Raw genomic sequence first — 22,314 nt, forward strand, 5'->3', positions numbered from 1 at the left:
CCGCAGGGCAGCGCTTGTAGCGCATTTCTACTGTGTTGTTACATGTTTATGTAGAATAACTACACCACACATGTGCCGCCTTGTATAAATACACTACAAACTGCTGCAGAAACAAACAACAAAGGTCAACAGACCCTTGTAACATCACAACGTCTGTTTATTTTAGATCGAAACGATCTGCTGTCATCACCTTGGTCCATGCCGCAACAAAGTCGTCTACGAACTTTTGTTTAGCATCATCGGATGCATACACCTCGGCAATCGCACGCAACTCCGAGTTGGAACCGAAGATCAGGTCGACCGAGGTCGCGGTCCATTTTTTGTTACCGCTTTGACGATCGAAACCTTCGTACACACCCTCTTCCTTGCTTGATTTGCTCCATTTAGTCGACATATCAAGCAGGTTTACAAAGAAATCATTGCTCAATGTTCCCGGATTATCGGTCAATACCCCGTGATCCATCCCCTTGTAGTTAGCATCCAAGGTACGCATACCGCCCAGCAATGCCGTCATTTCCGGCACGCTTAAACCAAGCAGGTTGGCACGCTCAACCAGCATACCCGTGGGCGATTTCCACGCACTGCTGTAATAGTTACGGAAGGCATCGGCGGTCGGTTCAAGTACCGCAAAGGATTCCACATCTGTGTACTCCAGCGAGGCATCCATACGACCCGGCTTAAACGGCACGCGAATGCTAAAGCCCGCATCCTTGGCGCCCTTTTCAATCGCCGCGGCACCGCCAAGGACAATCAAATCGGCAAGCGAAACCTGGGTGTCACCGCCTTTTTTATTGAAGTCTTTTTGGATTTTCTTCAATACCTTAAGAACCTTAGCCACCTCTTTCGGGTTATTTACCGGCCAGTCTTTTTGCGGCGCTATGGCCAGACGGGCACCATTGGCGCCACCGCGCATATCGCTGGCACGGAAGCTCGAAGCCGAGGCCCAGGCCACACGCACCAACTCGGGGACGGTCAACTTAGAGTCGAGGATCTTGGCTTTTAAATCGGCAATTTGCTTATCATTCACCAGGGTGTGATTCACCTCGGGAATATAGTCTTGCCAGATTAATACTTCGCTCGGTACTTCCTCACCCAGGTAACGGGCTCGCGGGCCCAAGTCACGGTGATTTAGCTTAAACCAAGCCTTGGCGAAGGCGAGCTCAAACTTATCGGGATCGGCACGGAACGACTCGGCAATCTTGCGAAATTCAGGGTCTTTTTTCAGTGCAATATCCGTGGTGAACATGATCGGTGCATGGCGCTTGCCTTTGATATGAGCATCGGGAACCAGATTTTTCGCCGCCTCATCGGTCGGGATCCACTGAATGGCGCCGGCCGGACTCGTGGTCTGCTGCCAGGTAAAGTTAAATAGGTTATCTAAATAGTTGGTGGTCCACTGCGTGGGCGTGACCGTCCAGGCGCCTTCAAAACCACTGGTCATGGCATCTTCCGCGTTACCCTTGCCGCACTTGTTTTTCCAACCAAAGCCCTGGTCTTCGATGGCAGCAGCCGCCGGCTCTTTGCCGACACAGTCGCCTTTTTTGGCACCGTGAGCCTTACCAAAGGTGTGACCACCGGCGATCAGGGCCACAATTTCTTCATCGTTCATGGCCATGCGACCGAAGGACATGCGGATATCGTTGGCCGCCAATAAAGGATCGGGTTTGCCATGAGGGCCTTGTGGGTTGACATAAATTAAGCCCATTTCCACCGCCGCCAAAGGCCCTTTCAGCTTGCCTTTTTTATCACGGCGCTCATCGGTAAGCATCTTACCTTCCGGGCCCCAGTAAACCAGATCCGGTTCCCAGTCATCTTCTCGGCCACCGGCATAGCCGAAGGTTTTAAAGCCCATGTCTTCCAAGGCCACGTTACCGGTTAACGCCATTAGGTCGGCCCAGGAAATATTGCGGCCATATTTTTGTTTGACCGGCCACAGTAAGCGGCGCGCTTTATCCAGGTTGGCATTGTCGGGCCAGCTGTTGAGCGGATCAAAACGTTGTTGCCCACCGCCGGCACCGCCGCGACCGTCAAATACCCGGTAGGTACCGGCGGCATGCCAGGCCATACGGATAAAGAAGGGGCCATAGTGACCATAGTCCGCCGGCCACCAGTCCTGAGACTCGGTCAGAACGGCGCGAATGTCTTCTTTAACGGCTTTAAGATCCAGGCTTTCAAAGCCCTTGGCATAATCAAAGTTGTCACCATAAGGATGTGATTCCACTCCGTGTGCGCGCAGCGGACTAAGGTCTAGCTGCTCCGGCCACCAGAACTGATTTGATTTCGGCTCAACGGATGCGGCCTGCGCACCCAGCGTGAGCACAGAGGTTACAGCCAGAGCGGCAGCGCTGATGAAAGGACGTGTTCTTTTACCCATGAAACTCTCTCCCCGTTTGGAGTTAAGTGATTAACGGGAATAAATATAGTTCATGGTTTTAATCTATTGCAGCGATAAAAACAGATTGGAGTAATCGATTATTTTGATAGTGGATTCATTTTAATTAGGCTTGGCGGCCACAACAATAAGTGCCAAGCCTGGTTGGGCGTTATTCGGCGGAGGTGGGATCAATAATGGTTTTCACTTCATGAATGGCACTGATTGGAAACTCGCCCATGCTGGCATGCTGTTTGATCAGGCTTTCATCCGGGGCAATATACACACAGAAAATCTTATTGCCGGTCACATAGCTCTCCACCCACTGAATCTGCGGGCCGAGTTGCTCGAGTACATCACAGGAACGCTGTGAAATCCCTTGCAATTCATCGGCGGACAGCCCGCCCGCGCCCTCTATTTCTCTTTCAATTACGTACTTAGGCATGCTTCATCTCCGTTAAGAGTAAGAGCAATAAGTATAGTCAAGGAGTATCGGGATGAGGGGCATAATCATCAGTAGCCGAATAAGTGGCGCGGCTTGCACTATTCCCGGCCGGCGAAGGCGCCGACCGGAAGTAAAGGGAGATTAGATTCCCTGACTTTTGAGGTATTCCTCATAGGTGCCCTGGAAGTGCACTATGCCCTCGGGGCGAATATCAATTATTTGCGTCGCTAGGGATGACACAAACTCACGGTCATGGCTGACAAAGAACAAGGTACCTTCGTAGTTTTCCAAGGCCAGGTTCAGAGCCTCGATAGATTCCATATCCAGGTGATTGGTTGGCTCATCCAGTACCAACACGTTAGGATTGATCAGGCTCATTTTGCCAAACAGCATGCGACCCTTTTCACCACCGGAAAGCACTTTAACGCGTTTTTTGACATCGTCATTGGAAAACAGCATGCGTCCTAGGGCACCGCGCACCACCTGGTCATCACCCGTGGTCCACTGTTTCATCCAGTCGAACAGGTTATCGTCTTCAACAAAATCGGCGGCATGATCCTGGGCGATATAACCGATTTTTGCTTGTTCGGCCCATTTCACCGAGCCCTGATCGGCCTCGACTTCACCCAGTAAACAACGCAGTAAGGTGGTTTTACCTGCGCCGTTTTGGCCGATAATGGCAACACGCTGACCGGCCTCAACCTGTAAGTCAAAGTCGCTGAACAAGGGCGTTTCAAACGCTTTTGACAAGCCTTCGATGGTTATAGCCTGACGATGCAGCTTTTTCTCTTGCTCAAAGCGAATATAGGGGCTTACGCGACTTGAGGGCTTCACTTCTTCAAGCTGAATTTTATCGATTTGCTTGGCACGCGAGGTGGCCTGCTTGGCCTTAGAAGCGTTGGCAGAGAAGCGGCTAACAAAGCTTTGCAGCTCGGCAATCTGTGCCTTTTTCTTGGCATTTTCATTGAGCATTTTCTCACGGGCCTGAGTGGCCGCGGTCATATACTCGTCGTAGTTACCCGGAAATAGGCGCACCTCACCATAATCCAAATCGGCCATATGGGTACACACGGTATTTAAGAAGTGACGGTCGTGGGAAATGATCACCATGGTCGACTTTCGCTCAACCAGCACCTGCTCTAACCAGCGAATGGTGTTGATATCCAGGTTGTTGGTCGGTTCGTCGAGCAACAGTACATCCGGATCGGAGAACAAGGCTTGCGCCAGCAACACGCGTAGCTTCCAGCCCGGCGCCACTTCGCTCATGGGGCCAAAGTGTTGTTCAATAGGAATTTCCAAGCCAAGCAAGAGTTCACCGGCGCGGCTTTCCGCGGTATAACCATCCATTTCCGCAAAGCGCACTTCCAGGTCGGCTACTTCCATGCCTTCTTCTTCACTCATCTCGGCTTGGCTGTAAATGAAATCGCGTCGCTCTTTCACCGCCCACAGCTCGGTATTACCCATTAGTACCGTGTCCATGACCGAGTATTCTTCAAACGCAAACTGATCCTGACGCAATTTACCCAGACGCACGCCTTCGCCGAGCATCACGTTCCCCGCCGAGGGCTCAAGATCGCCACCCAGAATTTTCATAAAGGTCGATTTACCGCAGCCGTTGGCGCCGATCAGGCCATAACGGTTGCCATTGTTGAACTTAACGGAAACGTTTTCAAAAAGAGGCTTAGCGCCAAACTGCATGGCGATATTTGCTGTTGCGATCAAAGGGAGTGCTACCTTAGCTTGGTCAAAAAAAGGACGCGCAGTGTAACGGAATATGCCGCTTTTAGAAACCGACAGCGAGGCTTTTCGGCGATAAAGTTGGGGTAAAAGGGAGGTGGCATAACAAAAGGGCCGATAGGCAAGCATTAAAAATGCCCTGCTTTCATACACACAGGCGTCAACGACCGGGCGAACTGCACAATGGCGTTTTGGCTTTTACCTGTTGATGAAAATTGCAAAAATCGTTAGGCCTGGTTGCGATTACAGCTCAAATCCAGCTCCAATTGCTCTAAAGACTTGCCCTTGGTTTCGGGTAAATATCGCCATACCAGCAACAGCGAGAGCAGCGCAAAAACACCGTAGATGGCGAAGGTCATCGCCGCACCATATTTCGCCAACTCCCAGGGAAACACCAGTTGTACTAGGAAGCTCACACCGTTATTAATCACGGTCACCACGGAAATCGCCACCGCCCGCACCTCGTTGGGGAAAATTTCTGAGAACATCACCCACATTACCGGCCCCAATGAAACGGCAAAGGCGGCCACAAATAATGTGATCCCCACCAGCACCAGGGTCGCATTCATGGTAATCGATTGAGCCATAATCACACTCTGATGACTTTGCAGCTGTTGTTCACTTAAGTGTTTTGCCAATGCCTCCTTAAAAGCCACGTCATTATCAAAGGATATGCTGGCCATAGGTTCTAGGTTTGTTATCACCTCCGCGGGCACCACAGTGCTTAACTGCGTCAGCGCCTTTTGCTCAAGTTGGTAAGTCGCCTGATTAAAGCCCCAAGTACACATGGCCATACTCACTGCAATACCGCTGAGGCCGAACAACAGCAAAGGCTTGCGTCCATAGCGATCAATGCTCAACATGGCGACAATGGTAAAAATAACATTCACCACGCCTATCCACACCGCTTGTGCAAATGCGGTATTGGTTCCCACCCCGCTTTGCTCGAAGATGGTTGGCGCATAAAAAAAGATAACATTAATGCCGGTGATCTGCTGCGCTACCGCCACCAGAAGACCTATCATTAACGCAAATCGTAACTTGCGACCAAACACCTTTTTAATACGTACCTTTAATGGCGGCACTTGCTGTTGCAGTGATGCACGCATGCTGCGTAATTGCTGCTCCATTTGCTGGGCGGAAAATAACTTTGTGGCCACAAATTCGGCCTCATCTTCCAGACGCTGCATAAGCAACCAACGTGGACTGCGAGGGATAACAAACAACAGCACCAACCAGCACACTGCCGGTATCAGCTCCAAGCCCAACATCCAACGCCACAAATGCTCATTTAGCGCCAGGGTATCAACCCAAACAGCATCACTTTGCGCCCACTGCAATAAGCAGTAGTTACTAAAGTAAGAGACAGAAAAGCCCAGGACGATATTCAGCTGATTGATGGACACCAATTTGCCGCGATGTTCAGGGAGGCTAATCTCCGCAATATACATGGGCGCAACCATCAATGAGCAAAAGGCCATGCCGCCGATGAAGCGTGCAATAACCAGCATCCAATAGCCCTGAGCTAACGCCGATGCCGCTGCAGAAATAACAAATAAGGCAGCGATGAGGATCAAGGTTTTTCTGCGGCCGATGGCGTCGCTAACAATGCCTGCAAACAAGGTGGCAAATAGCCCCCCTAAGGTGGGTGAACTGACCACAAAACCTTGTTGCCAGCTCGTGAGTTGGTATTGGTCGGAGATAAAACCGATGGCGCCGGAGATCACCGACGCATCAAAACCAAATATAAATCCCCCCAGCGAAACGACTAGGGTGTAAAACAAAGCGGGAGGGATCATGTTCTTCATGCAGGTGCTACCAGGGAATCACGCATAATTAATTTGGGGACGAATAAATTTATGTGTTGATGCGGTTTCTTTTGTTTGTATACGTGCTCAAGTACCCAATGGGCCGCACCGTTACCCATTTTCTGAATCGGGTTATCTATGGTTGTCAGTTTTGGGTATAAATAGCGGGCAAAAAGCACATCGTCGAAGCCAACGACCGACAACTGCTCTGGAATGCGCACGCCACGCTCACGGGCCGCGGTCATGGCGCCCGAGGCCATTTCATCGTTGGCACATATTAAGGCCGTAAAGGGTTTGTTTACCGCGGTTAACTGTAAATAGCCCTGCGCCCCTTCCGCTTCGTGGAAGCCGCCTTCAATTAACAGCTCAGAGTCAAAGGCGATATTCGCCTCGCGTAACGCGCGCTTGTGACCTTCTAAACGCTCTTTCGCATCTTGCTTGAACAAGGGTCCGCTGATGTAGGCAATGTCACTGTGCCCTTTATCAATGGCCGCCTTGGTTGCCAGATAACCACCGAGCTCGTTGTCGGTGTAAAAGCAGCGCTCGGCCATTTGCTCAATACGGCGGTTAATCAGCACCACTTCGACATCGCGCTGACTAAGCTCGAGTAAATATTCATCGCTGACCGCTTCAGCGTGAAGGATCAAGGCATCACAGCGACGGTCCAGTAAAAACTCAATGGCATTTTTCTCTTGTTGCTCATCACTATGACCCGCGGTGATCACGACGTGTTTACCGGCCTTTCGCAATACGTCTTCCACCGTGCTCATCATGTTACCGAAGAAAGAACCATGCAATGCCGACACTAATAAGCCCACACTGTTACTGCGATTAGAGGCCAAAGACTGGGCGATGGAGTTGGGCTTATAACCCAGCTCTGCCATTGCCTTGAGTACTTTTTCTCGGGTACGGTCGCTGACCTTAACATTGCCGTTCATCACGCGGGAAACGGTCGCTAATGACACGCCTGCAGCTTTTGATACTTCGTAGATGGTTGCCATGATTGTGTTTATAAATTTCCTAATGGGCCAACGCTAATACAATACGCCGCTAGAGTCTATTGCTAAGCATGGCTTTGTACGCCAGGGCACTGTGTTTTAATGTGCGCTGTTGCGTTGCATAGTCAACATAAACTATGCCAAAACGTTTACTGTAACCGAGGGCCCACTCAAAGTTATCCATCAAGCTCCAGGCAAAATAACCGCGAATGTCCACTCCTTGTTTGATGGCATTATCGACCGCGCGTAGGTGGCTGTTAAAATAATCGATTCGTTGCTGATCCACCACCTCACCGGCGACAAGCCGATCATCAAATGCGGCGCCATTTTCAGTTATGTAAATGGGGGGGAGGTCATAGCGTTGATCAAGCTCAACTAAAAGCTTGGTGAACGCATCAGGCACTATCTCCCAGCCCATGGCCGTCAACGCATGGCCCTGAGGCACCACCTGCTCAAACCAGCCTTCGCCGTCACTTCTATACACCGCACGGGTGTAATAGTTCACTCCGATAAAGTCGTTCTTCTGGGCGATGATATCCATATCACCGGGGGCGATATGTGGCTGCGCATCGACACCAATCTGTGACATAACGTCTGGGTAAGTGCCTTCCAATAAGGGTTGAATATACCAATGGTTATGATACTCATCCCCCATACGTGCGGCATCGATATCTGCTTGCGAATCCGTGGCACTGTAAGCCGTTGAGAAGTTGAGGACGATGCCACATAAGCTATTTGGGACGTTATGCCTTAACGCTTGCATCGCTAAACCATGTGCCAGCAACAGGTGGTGTGCGGCTTGTCGCCCATAGGCTTGACCGACCTTACCGGGAGCGTGGATGCCCTCTTCATAGCCCAAATAGGCAGAGCAAAAAGGTTCGTTGAGGGTGGCATAAGAATACACCTGTTCACCCAGCGCATTAGAGACAACATCAGCATACAAGGCGAATGCGTAGGCCGTATCTCGATTTAACCACCCCCCCTGAGCTTCAAGGTACTGCGGCAAGTCCCAGTGATAAAGGGTAACGAATACTTTAATATTCTTTTGCCTAAGCGCGGTGACTAGATCTTTGTAGAACTGCAGACCTTGTACATTAGCCGAGCCATCTTCATTCATAACTCGGCCCCAGGCAATAGAAAGACGATAGGCGTCAACGCCTAAATCGGCAATCATAGCGACGTCTTGTTGCCAATACTTCACATGCTCACAGGCCAGGTCGCCATTAGAGCTGTCGGCAATGGTGTTGGGCTGTGCGCAAAATGTATCCCAAATACAGGGTATTCGAGACTCTGTTGCTCCTTCGATCTGGAAAGAAGAAGTGGCCACACCATAGGTGAACTCTCGGCGTAGCATAGGCGACTCGTCTGGCAAGCTGATTGTAGACATCAAGGTAACAGATCCATTTTATATCCCCTCAGCGGGATTTTTTTATTTGAATTCGTACGCACTTTCTGCAATTATCAAATGCAAATGTAAGCGCTTTCATGGTTAAATGTAAGCGCTTTCCGGAAAAAGATCAACAGGAGAACGCAGTGGCTTTATCAATGCAGCAGTCAGCGCAGGAGCAGTCGCCAAGCACAAATCAACCCTATCGGTTTGCGCTCGTGGCACTGACCTCACTTTTTTTCATGTGGGGGTTTATTACCTGCCTGAACGATATACTTATTCCCTACCTCAAAGGGGCATTTGAGCTTAATTACACGCAAGCTATGCTGGTGCAGTTCTGCTTCTTCATTGCTTACTTTATGGTCTCTTTGCCTGCGGGTAAACTCGTCGGCCAGATAGGCTATCAGCGCGGGATTGTTGTCGGGCTTGTGGTTGCCTGTGTGGGTTGTTTGCTGTTTTACCCCGCGGCAAGTGCCGGTATCTACGCCCTATTCCTGATTGCGCTTTTTGTATTGGCATCGGGCATTACCATCTTACAAGTAGCTGCGAACCCCTATGTAAGTGCATTAGGTCCGGCGGAAACGGCTCCTTCACGTTTAACCATGACCCAAGCGTTTAACTCTTTTGGTACAACCGTTGCTCCGTTTTTCGGCTCAATTCTTATTTTCACCGAAGGGGCAGAGGTGATAAAAGGCGATGCATCAGCAACACAAGGGCCTTACCTGATGCTCGCGGGTGCCTTGCTGATATTGGCTGGTATTTTTGCAAAACTGACCCTACCTAGAATCACCAGCCAAACAGGCGGAGATACCGACGCCAAAGGCTCTGCTTGGCAATACAGTCACTTAACTCTTGGGGCACTCGGCATCTTTATGTATGTCGGCGCTGAAGTTGCTATCGGCAGTACTATCGTAAACTTCTTCACCCTTGATAGCATTGCCTCAATGCATGAAGGTGAAGCGGCTAAATACCTTACCTATTACTGGGGCGGTGCCATGGTCGGCCGCTTTATCGGCGCTGCGGTCATGCAGAAAATTTCTGGTCGTACCGTGCTTGCATTCAATGCCATGAGTGCATTTGCGTTAGTGTTTATCGCCGTATTTTTTGACGGCATGCTCGCCATGTGGGCCATTTTGTTAGTTGGTTTATGTAACTCTGTGATGTTCCCGACCATCTTCAGTTTGGCACTCCATGGCCTAGGTAAACACACGGCGCAAGGCTCGGGCATACTTTGCCTGGCGATTGTAGGCGGTGCAATTGTACCTCTGTTACAAGGCATGCTCGCCGATAGTATAGGCCTGCAGTGGTCATTCCTTCTCCCCGCCCTGTGTTATGTTTATATCGCTTTCTATGGCATCAAGGGTGCTATTCCACACGCTATTGAATCAGGAAAATAACAATGAAACCTACTTTAAGCTCAATTGCAGTGAGTCTTGCAGTGATAGTGAGCGCGGGCTGCTCTAAAGAACAACAGTCTGGCGCTCAACAAGTGCAAGCAACGCCAAAGCAGGCACCGCAGCAACTGTGGCCAAAGATTGATAACCAAGTGGCAAAGCTGAACGATGTTGAAAGCCGCGTCACCGAGATCATGGCGACCATGACCCTTGAGCAAAAAATCGCGCAAATGATCCAACCTGAAATCCGCGATATTTCCGTGGAAGATATGCGTAAATACGGTTTTGGTTCTTACCTCAATGGTGGCGGTGCGTTTCCTAATAATGATAAGCATGCCAAGGTAGAGGACTGGGTTGCCCTTGCGGAAAAAATGTATCAAGCCTCCGTCGATGATTCGCTTGATGGCAGCACCATCCCAACCATGTGGGGTACCGATGCGGTACATGGCCATAACAATGTTATCGGTGCCACACTGTTTCCGCACAACATTGGCTTAGGTGCGGCGAATAACCCCGAGTTGATCGAAAAAATTGCCGAAGTAACCGCGACTGAAGTACTCGCCACTGGCATTGATTGGATTTTTGCGCCCACGGTTGCCGCGGTGCGCGACGACCGCTGGGGCCGCACCTACGAAGGTTATTCAGAAGACCCTGACATCATCAAGGCCTATTCACATGCGATTGTAACAGGTCTTCAAGGCGAGCCCGGTGAGGGTTTCCTTGGCCAAGGTAATGTGATCAGCACGGTCAAGCATTTCGTCGGCGATGGCGGTACCCTAGGCGGTGACGATCAAGGCGACAACATTAGTTCTGAAGAAGAACTCTACAAGATTCATGCTCAGGGTTATGTGGGGGGCCTTAATGCCGGTGCACAATCGGTGATGGCCTCATTCAACAGCTGGCATGGCGAGAAAATTCACGGCAATAAATACCTGCTTAACGATGTCCTGAAAGAGCGCATGGGTTTTGATGGTTTTGTGGTCGGTGACTGGAACGGTCATGGTCAGGTAGCCGGTTGTAGCAATGCCAGTTGCCCACAATCCATTAATGCCGGTTTAGACATCTTTATGGTCCCTGGGGATTGGAAAGCCCTTTACGACAACACCCTGGCTCAAGTGCAGAGCGGCGAAATTTCGCAAAGCCGTATCGATGACGCTGTGCGCCGAATCTTGCGTGTCAAGGTACGTGCCGGCTTGTTCGAAAAACCCAGCCCGGCACAACGCATCTATGCCGGAAAAAGCGAGCTTATTGGCAGCGAAGCGCACCGTGAAGTGGCCCGCCAAGCGGTTCGCGAGTCTTTGGTTTTGCTTAAAAACAATGAACAGCTCCTGCCACTCAAACCAAACACCAAGGTGTTGGTTGCCGGGGATGCGGCTGACAACATTGGCAAGCAGTCGGGGGGCTGGACCATCACCTGGCAAGGCACCAACAATGAAAATACAGACTTCCCCGGCGGTACCTCAATTTGGGATGGTATTTCAGCACAGGTTGAAGCCGCTGGCGGAAGCGCACAATTGAGTGAAGATGGCAGCTTTGAGCAAAAACCAGATGTTGCTATCGTGATATTCGGAGAAGAGCCTTACGCAGAAGGGCATGGTGATCGTGCCAACCTCGAATATCAAGCCGGCGATAAACGAGATCTAGCGCTGCTCAAACGCCTTAAAGAACAAGGTATACCTGTTGTTTCGGTATTCATCAGCGGTCGACCTATGTGGGTCAACCCGGAACTGAACGCTTCTGACGCCTTCGTTGCCGCCTGGTTGCCTGGCTCCGAAGGTTTGGCGGTGGCCGATGTCTTATTTAGTGACGCCGACGGCCAGGTGCAACATGACTTTACCGGGCGCCTGAGTTACTCCTGGCCAAAAACCCCGACTCAGCTAGTAAACCGGGGAGATCAGAACTACGCACCATTATTGCCTTATGGTTTTGGCTTAAGCTACGGCGATAAAAACGTATTAAATGACGAACTGGATGAGCAAGTGTCTAGCGCACACCAGCAACAGTCAAGCGTGCCGCTGTTTACCGGCACGGTACAAAAGCCCTGGCAGCTCTGGCTCTATTCCGGCGATGAAAGTATCAGGGTCAGTGCCAATACCCACGAAGTAGGTGCACTGTTTTATCGCACCATAGATAAAGTGGTGCAGGAAGATGCGCGTAAGCTGCGCTTTAACGGCAGTGCAAACGCCGGGATCCGCCTGGCCAGCAAAAGCTTCTTTAGAGAAGACTTACGAGCCAAGCTAGGTAGCGATGTCGTGGTTAAATTTAACCTTAATCTTGAGCAAGCACCCAATGGTGCGGTGTACCTGGGTATGAACTGTGAAAGCGAGGGTGATGCGCCGGGCTCCTGTGGCGCCCAAGTCGATATCAGTGAACAGCTAAAGGCCATGCCATTGAATACCTGGCAACCGCTGACTGTTGACTTACATTGCTTCACCACTCAAGGCTTTAAGTTACACAATACCGTGGTGCCGTTTGAACTGAGCACCCAAGGTCAGTTAACCGTGAGCATTGCTGACATCAGCTTAGAAAAGAAGTCTGAGCAATCGGGGCTGTTAAGCTGTAACTAGTTGACATACTCATAGAACCTCCCCAAAGCGGCCTCTGGCCGCTTTTTTAGTACTTGAAGCAAGCGGAGCTCACTTGTGCTTTATTACGTTTAAGTTCGCACAATGTCGGATAAGTGCCTATAAATGTATTACTTTAGGAACGAAAACATGCAATTGGCGATTTTTCGGTGTAAGGTGGAAAAGTCCTTATTCTGAATAAAAACAAACAGAGGTCATTATGAACGGAAAAATTATCGGCATTATTCTTATTGTGATCGGCGTGGCGCTGGTTGCCTGGGGCTATAACGTGTATGACGCGGTAGAAGCACAGCTAACCCGCTCTCTTAACGGCGAAACACCCATTGAAGCCTGGCTGGGCATGGTCGGCGGTGCCATCTGTGTCGCCGTGGGTGTGTTTAAGTTAAAGTAAACACAAAGCGAGTCATTGGTTCGCCAGTGGCTCGCCAGCGGATCGCGATTTAAACACATAAAAATAAAATAGTTACCCCCTGCAGAGAAAGCAAAACCTATCTCCCTTATTCTGCATCGTGTCCCGCCGCTTAAACAATTCATTAAATAGCCAGCCCAGGCCTTTTGAACTAGACTTCAGCCTTACTACACGCGGTTATTGCTACCCGGGCTACGCTCGCAGACCGCCACTTGGGAGCTCACCCATGTTAAGACGGCAATTCTTATCCTCACTTTCCAGCCTGTTAACCATTAGCCTGTTGGCACCAAAAACGGCGTTTGCCGAGCAACCGACAACAAATGCCTCGGCTCCCATCGCGCCCGGCGACTGGGTGGCCCTGCGCAAGCTGTTCCCGCTCACCCATGACTATATTCAGCTTGCCACCTTTTTACTGGCCTCGCACCCCAAACCGGTCAGCGATGCCATCGCCCACCATAGGCAGCGTTTTGATGAAAACCCCGCGGACTACTGGCACGCCCATTTTATGACCATAGACAAAGAAATTGCCGAGGCCGCAGCTGCCTACATGGGCGGCCAGGCCGCCAATATCGCTCTGACCGACAGCACTACCATGGGGCTGGGCATGGTCTACAACGGCTTAAAGCTGGCCGCCGGCGATGAAATAGTACAAACCACTCATGATCACTACTCCACCGATTTGTCCTTAGCCCATAAGGCGCAGCGCTGCGGCGCCGTGGTGAAACGAGTCAGCCTGTATGACAACCCCGCCAATGCCCATGTCGATGAGATTGTTGCCCGACTCAGCAAGGCGCTGAGCAAAAAAACCAAGGTCGTGGCGGTGACCTGGGTGCACTCCTCTACCGGGGTAAAACTGCCGATTAAAGCCATGGCGGCAGCGATTCGTAAGGTCAATCCGGAGATATTGTTTTGTGTCGATGGCGTGCATGGCTTTGGCATTGAAGATCAGGATGTGAGCCAGCTTGGCTGCGACTTTTTTATTGCCGGCACCCATAAGTGGATCTTCGGCCCGCGCGGCACCGGCGTGGTTTGGGGCACGGACCGAGCTTGGCAACAGATAGCCCCAGTGATCCCCAGTTTCAGCGCCTCCTACGAGGTGTGGTTAGGGAATATGACCCAAGATCAGGTGCCCTTTGGTGAGCATATGACACCGGGCGGGTTCCATTCATTTGAGCATCGTTGGGCGCTGCCCGAAGCCTTTAAGCTGCATTTGCAGCTCGGCAAGGCTCGGGTTCAAAGTCGTATCCATCAGCTCAATCGCCAGACCAAGGAAGGGCTGGCGGCGATGAGGCATGTCACTCTCCACACCCCGGTGAGCTCAGAGCTTTCTTCCGGCCTGGTATGCTTTGATGTGGCGGGAATGGCACCGGAAAAGGTGGTCGAGACCCTGCATCAGCGCGGCATTATTATGAGCAACACCCCGTATCGGCAGAGCCATGCCCGCTTTGCCCCTTCACTGCTGAACAATGAGCAGGAGATAGAGCGGGCGTTGGCGGAGATCCGCGCACTGGCCTAATTGAGCGCCTATTTAACAAAGAGCTTGTAAAACAGTCGGTGAATGCTGCGACCATAAGGCGGGTAAAGCAGCTTACCGCCATTGAGCTTACCCAGGATGTGTACCGCCTTGGCCTTGGAAAAGGTCTGAAAGCCCTCAAAACCATGATAGTGCCCCATGCCCGACTCGCCGATGCCACCAAAGGGCAAATCCACCTGAGCCAAATGGGTCATGGTGTTGTTGATACAGACTCCGCCGGAGTGGGTCTCATGAATAACCCGGGCGTGTTCATTCTTATCCAGGCTGAATAAATACAGCGCCAAGGGTCGCGGACGCGCGTTGATATAGTCCACGGCCTGATGCAAGGACTCATAGCTCACAATGGGCAGCAAGGGACCAAAAATCTCTTCCGTCATCACCCGGGTGTCCTGCCGGGCGTTGTCAATCAGCACCGGCGGCATTTTCCTGCTGCCATTAAAGTCCTCCTTGGCTGGGTTAATAGTGGTGCAGCTCGCCCCCGCGGCTTTGGCCTCTTCCAACAGTGCCTGCAATCTTTGGTATTGGCCGTCATTGATAATGGCGGTGTAATCCGGATTGTCTTTAACGCTGGGGTACATGCGAACAAAGGCGTTTTGATAGGCGCTAATAAAGGCCTGCTTTTTATGCTCGGGGCAGAGAATATAATCCGGTGCCACGCAGGTCTGGCCGGCGTTCAGGGATTTACCAAAACAAATGCGCTCGGCGGCCATATCCAGGTCGATAGTATCGCCGATAATCACCGGGGATTTACCGCCCAGTTCCAGCGTCACCGGGGTGAGGTTGGTCGCCGCGGCGCGCATCACCAACCTGCCCACGGCGGTTGAGCCGGTAAAAAACAAATGATTAAAGGGCAATTGCGAGAACGCCGTAGACACATCGGCAACGCCGGTAGTCACCGCCACCTGCTCCTCGCTAAATACCTCTCCCAACAATGCCGCTAAGCATTGGTTAAAGTAAGGGGTATGCTCTGACAGCTTAAGCATCACGCGATTTCCCGCGGCGATGGCGGTAATTAACGGGCTTAAACTTAAATATAGAGGGTAATTCCACGGCACCATAATGCCCACCACCCCAAGGGGTTGATACACCACCTTGTTGCTTGCCGGCTGGAAAATCAGCGCGGTTGAACGAGCCGAGGGCTTGCACCAGCGAGCAAGGTGTTTAATGGTGGAGTCGATAGCCTCCACCAGGGTCAGCACCTCGCACAGGCGGGTTTCATCTTCACTGCGATGACCGAAGTCTTTGCTAATGGCCGCAACCAGCTCATCCTGCTTGGCCAGCATCACTTTTTTGAGCGCCTGTAACTGGGCTTTTCGCTCGTCGACGGCCGGGTATTTATTGTTGTTAAAGGCCCTCAACTGCGCTTCAAACAGCGGTTGCAACTGAGCAACCTGAGTGTGCTGGTGAAGACGATTGTTTTCAATATTCATAAAGACTCGCGCATTGATTGACCAGTCGCTTGTTTTACCTAACTTTTAAGGTAAAGGCCGTAACCGGTCTTTGGGTGTCGTACCCCTTGTTATACATCAAGTGATTGAAAATAACGATCAGGCCTGTGTTTTTAGCAGTTAATTTTACTTCGGCATGGCAAACCTCTGCGCCAGAAACATTATTTGTGCTACATTTGCCGCGTTTTTCACCCTATTGAGGCGGCTATCGCCATGCTTGCGATTATTCTTGTATTTTTAAGCGCATTTTTACTTTTCCAAGTCCAGCCGATCATGGCCAAGATGCTGTTGCCCAGCTTTGGCGGCGGCACTCAGGTTTGGACGGCGTGCTTGTTGTTTTTCCAAACATTTCTGCTCGCAAGCTATGGTTATGCGCACCTTATCTCGAGCCGCTTGGCGCTGAAAAAGCAGTTTTTCGTCCATGGTGGCGTTTTACTAGCCGGAGCCATTGCCCTGCCCATAGGCACGCAGGCGCTCGGCGTCCCCAGCGACGCCCCCGCCTTGGGCGTGTTAGCCCAGTTGGCGATGGCCGTGGGTTTGCCTTATTTTGCCCTGGCTGCCACGGCGCCCTTGATGCAAAGCTGGCAGGCCAAGGTGGATTATGAGCATGCCTACAAGCTCTATAGTTATTCCAATATTGGCTCCTTTTTGGCCCTGCTCTCGTACCCTTTCGCGGTGGAGCCCTGGCTCGGGTTAGGGGATCAGTCCTGGCTGTGGAGCGGTTTATTTGTGGCCTTTGCCGCCACCTTCTATGCCTATATGGCACGCTTTTATAATCAGGCCAAGCGCCTTGGCAGCACAGAACAGAGCGCCTTTCGCGGCGGTATTCACGGTAAATGGCTGTTGTGGTTGCTGCTTAGCGCCTGCGGCGTGATGGTGCTCACAGCTAGCACCAATGCCATGACCCAAAACGTAGCGCCAGTGCCCTTCTTATGGTTGTTACCGCTGGCACTGTATCTGCTGACCTTTGTGCTGTGCTTCCACTCGCCCAAAGCCTATCATCGTATTTTCTGGCTGGCGGCGCTGGCGGTCTGTGCCTTTATCTCCTGCTTCTTATTCTTTATCGGCAGCCAGTTTGACATTGTCAGCCAGGTGATTCTCTACTCCTTGGTGCTGTTTGCCGCCTGTATGATCTGTCATGGCGAGCTGGTGCATGCCAAACCCAGCACAGAGTACCTTACGCAATTTTATCTGGTGATGGCCCTAGGTGGCGCGCTGGGCACCGCAGTCATCACCTTTATCGCACCGCAGGTATTCACCCTGTATTACGAATATCCCTTAGCCATAGGCGCCGCCTTGATATTGTTTGCCTGGGGAGTTGTCAGTGATAAAGGCATACGCAGAGCTCCCCTGCTAGGTGGCAGCGCACTGGGCACTGTGGCTCTGGCGGGACTCTTGTTCTTTTGGCTCGATGGCCAGTTTAAAAGTAACGACATAGAACGCCTGCGTAACTTCTATGGCCTACTAACCGTTACCGAAGTAAACATTGAAGGGCGCACCGAGCGTCGCCTGATCGACGGCACCACCACCCATGGCGTGGAAGTACTCAAAGGTGAAGGCCAAGGCAAGCCACAAAGCTATTACCGCCCAGAAACCCTAGTCGGCCACCTATTGCAAAACTTACCCAATGGTTCTCATGTTGGTTTTATTGGCCTGGGTGCTGGCACCTTGGCGGCCTATGGCAAGCCCGGCGATCATTACCGCTTTTACGAGCTCAACCCCAATGTGCTGGCCACGGCCCTGGCCCAGTTTAGCTACCTTGATAACTCTCAGGCCAAGCTGGATTATGTGCTCGGTGATGGCCGCATCACGTTAAGCGCACAACAGGCGCAAGGGCAGGAACAGGTGTTTAATGCCCTGGTGCTCGATGCCTTTAGCGGCGACGCCATTCCTATGCATTTGCTGACTCAAGAAGCCATGGCCTTGTACCTAACCCAGCTTAAAGAAGACGGCATTCTGGCGGTGCATATCTCCAATACCCATTTGGACTTAACTCCCCTGATGCGCGGCTTGGCGCAACAATTCGATTTAACCATCCTCTATGGCGAGGCCAAGGCCGAACACAGCCACGGCCATGATGTACGCTGGGTGCTGCTAAGCCGAGACAAGGCCCCACTCGAGCCATACCGTGCCAGCGAATCACCCTGGCCCAGCCATACAGCCCCCTTTGTGTGGCGCGACGACTACAGCAACCTGTTGCAAGCCATGAAGTTTATGGGTGAGTAAAGTGACAACTTAGTTTAAGGTGCCAGATGAGGCCACAGTTAATTATTAAAGTTGTGGCCCAAAACCTCTAAACGAATCTAGCTATTTCACACTGAGAGGTCTTATAAAGATAATAGCTGTCCTAAAGAGGCTGATCTTTTGAGGTGGGTGTGTTAATTATTGTGGAAAAGAGTCGTCTCTCACCCTATATGCAAATCACACAGAACGAAAAAGACGAAGTAGCGTGAGTAACAGTAAAGCTTTATTTGCTTAGCTCCCTGCCACCGCCAGATTCATCAAAGAGCCCGTCCTCTATAACATGCTGACGTCTCAAATTAGCAACAGCAGATATTTCAGATGGGTTTCTTGTTTATTATCTGTTTAAAAATTAGTTGCACTTTCTCTATAAATAAACCAAATGACATATGATGAACAAATACAATAGCGGTAACCCGGATGCAGTATCTTCATACTTGGTTTCAGACAAATTAAGCCTCAATACAAAAAAGCAATAGATGGGTACCAAGAAAAAAAGAAATACAGAAATGAACCCAGCAAACTTCTTTTCATTGGCAAACTCAACCTTCCTTGTTATCACTCCCTTGTTAACAAAATAAAAATCACCATATTCCATATTTTCGAATATAAGAATGCCAACACTGTACTTGTCGCTGGAGCTGGATTCAGTACGAAGCTTTACCACCCTCTCATTTTGAATGAGCCTGTTGTTTTCAATTTCTCTTTTATAAATCACCTCACCATAAACAGGGGGAGAGAATATCGACAAGTTCTCGACAGCTAAAACAATCGAAATAATAATTGCGATGTATAAACAGGCTTTACTTTCAGTTTTCAAATCTAGCACTCATATTTTACAGCCTCAGACTGAATATAATTTTCAAGCCTAGTTATCTCAAAACCAACTACAAAAAGGAGTAGTGGGTGAATCGCCACCGCTAATCTATGCACGATCCAGCCGTTCTTGGTAACGATATTCATACTCTACTGGTGATAGCAGATTATTGGAACCATGTTTTCGTTTGTCGTTATAAAACATCTCTACATAATCAAATATATCGCTGCGCGCATCATTACTGCTCGAATAGATTTTCTTCTTAACACGTTCACGCTTTAGCAGCTGGAAGAAGCTCTCCGCGACCGAGTTGTCCTGGCGGTTTCCACGGTGGCTCATACTCCCTTCTAAGTTGTTGACCTTGAAGAATGCTTATCAGTCGTGGTTCGTATACTGACTCCCTTGGTCGGAGTACATCATAACCCGACGCCTGGGGTTTCTGCGCCAAACAGAATAAACAACCTGGACACCCATCTAAACATATCCGTATGGAGCAGCTGTTACAGTATGCCGCTACAAGCCATGAAGTTTAGGGGTGAGTAGCGGTTAGGTTGGAAGAATTAAACACATGTGACATTCAAGGCCAACATAAGCACTGGCCGTGGTAGGTTAGCTGTAAGTCGATGCGATAGAGGGCAAAGCCGTTTTCACCAAGTTTAAGCGGGGAAGTCGGTGTGACGAAGGGCAGAATTATGCAGTATACCAAAAAAACTAGACGACTGGTCTAATCGGGTTTAAAATGCACGCCATGAACGCAAAAACCAATGACACACGCCAGCATATTTTAGAGGTCGGCTACGAGCTTATCGTCAGCAAGGGCTTTACATCCGTTGGCCTTTCAGAGCTGTTAAAAACCGCCAATGTGCCCAAGGGCTCTTTCTATCACTACTTCAAATCGAAGGAGCATTTTGGCGAGGCGCTGATCCAGGATTATTTTAGCCAATACCTCGGAGCCATCACCGCGCTGCTTGGCAACCCGGCGCTCAGCGGCTATCAGGCACTGATCCAGTATTTTGAGCTGTGGCTGGCTCAGGATAAGGGCAGTTGCAATGCCAATAAATGCCTGATCGTTAAATTAGGTGCGGAGGTATCGGATCTGTCCGAACCCATGCGTGTAGCCTTGAAAAACGGTGCCGATAGAATCGTTGATACCATAGCCCAATGCATTGAACGCGGCGTGGCCGATGGCTCAATTAAGGCCACCAATGCCAAGCAAAGTGCACAGCAAATCTATTTTCTATGGATTGGTGCCAGCTTGTTGAACAAGCTATATCAGGACCAAGCCGGGCTAAAACAGTGCCTGGAAAACACCAAACAGCTATTGCAGGGTAACTAGCCCGGCGATGAAATTACACCGCCATGTGTTTGGCGGTTTTTTTGCAACGAACACTAGACGACCGGTCTAATCAATATTTAAATTTAGGAGAACACCTATGTCAGCTTCAACCCAAAACCGCCGCATCGTATTGGCATCACGCCCTCATGGCGCCCCGACGGCGGCTAACTTTCGCTTAGAAACAAGTGCAAAACCCGAGCCGCAAGCAGGCGAAATTCTGCTGCGCAGCGTGTATTTATCGCTCGACCCTTATATGCGCGGGCGCATGAGCGACGCCAAATCGTACGCCGAGCCGGTGGCCGTCAATGACGTTATGGTCGGCGGTACCGTATGTCAGGTTGAGCAATCACACAACAGCGATTTTGAACCGGGTGAATGGGTGCTGGCCTACACCGGCTGGCAGGACTATGGCATCTCCGATGGCAAGGATCTGATCAAATTGGGTAAAAACCCCACTCACCCTTCTTACGCGCTAGGCGTTATGGGCATGCCGGGCTTTACCGCTTATATGGGGTTGTTGGATATAGGTCAACCTAAAACCGGTGACACCTTAGTCGTGGCCGCAGCAACCGGCCCGGTGGGCGCCACCGTAGGGCAAATCGGCAAGCTTAAGGGTTGTCGCGTTATCGGCGTTGCCGGCGGCGCCGAAAAATGCCGTTATGCCGAAGAGGTATTGGGTTTTGATAAATGTCTCGATCACTATGCCGACGATTTTGCCGAGCAACTGGCAGCAACCTGCGACCAGGGCATCGATATCTACTTCGAAAACGTTGGCGGCAAGGTATTCGATGCGGTAATGCCGCTACTGAACACCGGCGCCCGCGTGCCACTGTGCGGTTTGGTCTCTCAATACAATGCCACCGAGCTGCCACAAGGCCAGGATCGCCTGTCATTATTGATGGGGCAACTGCTGATCAAACGCATCAAGATGCAGGGCTTTATTATCTTTGATGACTACGGCCATCGCTACGATGAATTTGCGAATGATATGAGCCAATGGCTGGCGCAAGGCCACATCCAGTATAAGGAGCAGATCGTTAACGGGCTGGATAATGCACCCGAGGCTTTTATGGGCTTACTTGAAGGGAAAAACTTCGGCAAGCTGGTCATTAAAGTGAACGATCCTCTTTAATATTGCGCAATAAGGAAGAAAATATGATTAAACTACATCACCTTAACCAGTCTCGCTCTAAGCGCATTATCTGGTTGCTTGAAGAGCTGGGGTTGGCGTATGAGGTTGTGCCCTATCAGCGCGATAGCGTGACATTTTTGGCCCCACCGGAGCTAAAGAGCATCCATCCGCTGGGCAAATCCCCGGTGCTTGAAGATGATAACCAGGTGATCACCGAATCCGGTGCCATCACCGATTACCTGATTGACAAATATGGCGCCCAACAGCTGGCACCCGAGCGCGGCACTGTGGCGTACACCCAATACCAGCAGTGGCTGCATTTCGCCGAAAGCTCGGCGATTTTACCCCTGTTGCTTAAGATGTTTGTCAATAAAGACGGCGCCAAGATGAATTTTCTCGACGGCTATGCCGATATCGAAACTCATAAGGTAATGAGTTACTTTGACGCCAGCCTGGCAGGCAAAACCTACCTGGTGGAAGAGCGATTGACCGGCGCCGATATCATGATGTCCTTTATCGTTGAGATACTGCACAAGTTTGGCCTAATCGAGCAATACACCAACCTTCAACGCTATAGCGAGCAACTGGCCACACACCCCGCCTTTCATAAGGCCAATGCGGTTGAGGCCGAGCTGGATACCTCGGTAAGTTAGCGCAGATTAGTGCAACGAC

16 protein-coding genes and 1 pseudogene are annotated in these 22,314 nt (G+C 50.7%); 8 read left to right on the forward strand and 9 right to left on the reverse strand.

Annotation, left to right across the window (positions count from 1 at the left end; genetic code table 11):
- Positions 1–157: 157 nt before the first annotated feature.
- The 6 genes from katG to C2M29_RS05450 all read right to left on the reverse strand — a co-directional run bounded on the left by katG (position 158) and on the right by C2M29_RS05450 (position 8,746).
- Complete coding sequence (gene katG / locus C2M29_RS05425) at positions 158–2,374, reverse strand: catalase/peroxidase HPI (protein WP_105188791.1); 2,217 nt, start codon at positions 2,372–2,374, stop codon at positions 158–160.
- A gap of 169 nt (positions 2,375–2,543) precedes the next feature.
- Positions 2,544–2,816, reverse strand: coding sequence for a DUF4242 domain-containing protein (locus tag C2M29_RS05430; protein WP_105188792.1), 273 nt, complete (start codon positions 2,814–2,816; stop codon positions 2,544–2,546).
- 141 nt (positions 2,817–2,957) lie between these two features.
- Positions 2,958–4,538 (reverse strand): ABC-F family ATPase, encoded by a 1,581-nt coding sequence (locus tag C2M29_RS05435; RefSeq protein ID WP_105189304.1) that lies wholly within the window; start codon positions 4,536–4,538, stop codon positions 2,958–2,960.
- A gap of 242 nt (positions 4,539–4,780) precedes the next feature.
- Complete coding sequence (locus C2M29_RS05440) at positions 4,781–6,361, reverse strand: sugar porter family MFS transporter (RefSeq protein ID WP_105188793.1); 1,581 nt, start codon at positions 6,359–6,361, stop codon at positions 4,781–4,783.
- Entirely contained in the window at positions 6,358–7,362 is a 1,005-nt protein-coding gene (locus tag C2M29_RS05445) for a LacI family DNA-binding transcriptional regulator (protein ID WP_105188794.1), read from the reverse strand. Before C2M29_RS05445 ends, C2M29_RS05440 begins: the two co-directional genes overlap by 4 nt.
- A 49-nt stretch (positions 7,363–7,411) precedes the next feature.
- Positions 7,412–8,746, reverse strand: a complete 1,335-nt coding sequence (locus tag C2M29_RS05450; protein ID WP_105188795.1) for a GH1 family beta-glucosidase — start codon at positions 8,744–8,746, stop codon at positions 7,412–7,414.
- Positions 8,747–8,904: 158 nt separating this feature from the next.
- On the opposite strand from C2M29_RS05450, the gene C2M29_RS05455 reads away from it, so the two are divergent.
- The 4 genes from C2M29_RS05455 to C2M29_RS05470 all read left to right on the forward strand — a co-directional run bounded on the left by C2M29_RS05455 (position 8,905) and on the right by C2M29_RS05470 (position 14,650).
- Positions 8,905–10,143, forward strand: a complete 1,239-nt coding sequence (locus C2M29_RS05455) for a sugar MFS transporter (protein ID WP_105189305.1) — start codon at positions 8,905–8,907, stop codon at positions 10,141–10,143.
- 2 nt (positions 10,144–10,145) lie between these two features.
- Complete coding sequence (locus tag C2M29_RS05460; RefSeq protein ID WP_105188796.1) at positions 10,146–12,707, forward strand: glycoside hydrolase family 3 protein; 2,562 nt, start codon at positions 10,146–10,148, stop codon at positions 12,705–12,707.
- Positions 12,708–12,924: 217 nt separating this feature from the next.
- Entirely contained in the window at positions 12,925–13,116 is a 192-nt protein-coding gene (locus C2M29_RS05465; RefSeq protein ID WP_105188797.1) for a DUF3185 family protein, read from the forward strand.
- 244 nt (positions 13,117–13,360) lie between these two features.
- Positions 13,361–14,650 carry an aminotransferase class V-fold PLP-dependent enzyme gene (locus C2M29_RS05470; RefSeq protein ID WP_105188798.1) on the forward strand — a complete coding sequence of 430 codons (1,290 nt, stop codon included), beginning with the start codon at positions 13,361–13,363 and terminating at the stop codon, positions 14,648–14,650.
- 8 nt (positions 14,651–14,658) lie between these two features.
- Here C2M29_RS05470 and C2M29_RS05475 read toward each other — a convergent pair whose 3' ends face one another.
- Positions 14,659–16,098 (reverse strand): coniferyl aldehyde dehydrogenase, encoded by a 1,440-nt coding sequence (locus tag C2M29_RS05475; protein ID WP_105188799.1) that lies wholly within the window; start codon positions 16,096–16,098, stop codon positions 14,659–14,661.
- Between the two features lie 231 nt (positions 16,099–16,329).
- On the opposite strand from C2M29_RS05475, the gene C2M29_RS05480 reads away from it, so the two are divergent.
- Positions 16,330–18,342, forward strand: a complete 2,013-nt coding sequence (locus C2M29_RS05480) for a spermidine synthase (protein WP_105188800.1) — start codon at positions 16,330–16,332, stop codon at positions 18,340–18,342.
- 382 nt (positions 18,343–18,724) lie between these two features.
- Here C2M29_RS05480 and C2M29_RS05485 read toward each other — a convergent pair whose 3' ends face one another.
- Complete coding sequence (locus C2M29_RS05485; RefSeq protein ID WP_158684650.1) at positions 18,725–19,177, reverse strand: hypothetical protein; 453 nt, start codon at positions 19,175–19,177, stop codon at positions 18,725–18,727.
- A gap of 105 nt (positions 19,178–19,282) precedes the next feature.
- Positions 19,283–19,636: pseudogene (locus C2M29_RS05490) on the reverse strand (IS3 family transposase); the annotation flags it as partial.
- A gap of 286 nt (positions 19,637–19,922) precedes the next feature.
- Here C2M29_RS05490 and C2M29_RS05495 point away from each other — a divergent pair.
- The 3 genes from C2M29_RS05495 to C2M29_RS05505 all read left to right on the forward strand — a co-directional run bounded on the left by C2M29_RS05495 (position 19,923) and on the right by C2M29_RS05505 (position 22,295).
- Entirely contained in the window at positions 19,923–20,510 is a 588-nt protein-coding gene (locus tag C2M29_RS05495; RefSeq protein ID WP_105189306.1) for a TetR/AcrR family transcriptional regulator, read from the forward strand.
- Between the two features lie 97 nt (positions 20,511–20,607).
- The gene (locus C2M29_RS05500) at positions 20,608–21,642 is read left to right on the forward strand and encodes an NADP-dependent oxidoreductase (protein WP_105188803.1); all 1,035 of its coding nucleotides are present in this window, start codon (positions 20,608–20,610) and stop codon (positions 21,640–21,642) included.
- Positions 21,643–21,665: 23 nt separating this feature from the next.
- On the forward strand, positions 21,666–22,295 hold the full coding sequence (locus tag C2M29_RS05505) for a glutathione S-transferase family protein (RefSeq protein ID WP_105188804.1): 630 nt from the start codon (positions 21,666–21,668) through the stop codon (positions 22,293–22,295).
- Positions 22,296–22,314: the final 19 nt, after the last annotated feature.

Source organism: Pseudoalteromonas sp. T1lg48, from assembly GCF_002964785.1.
Taxonomy (GTDB): domain Bacteria; phylum Pseudomonadota; class Gammaproteobacteria; order Enterobacterales; family Alteromonadaceae; genus Pseudoalteromonas.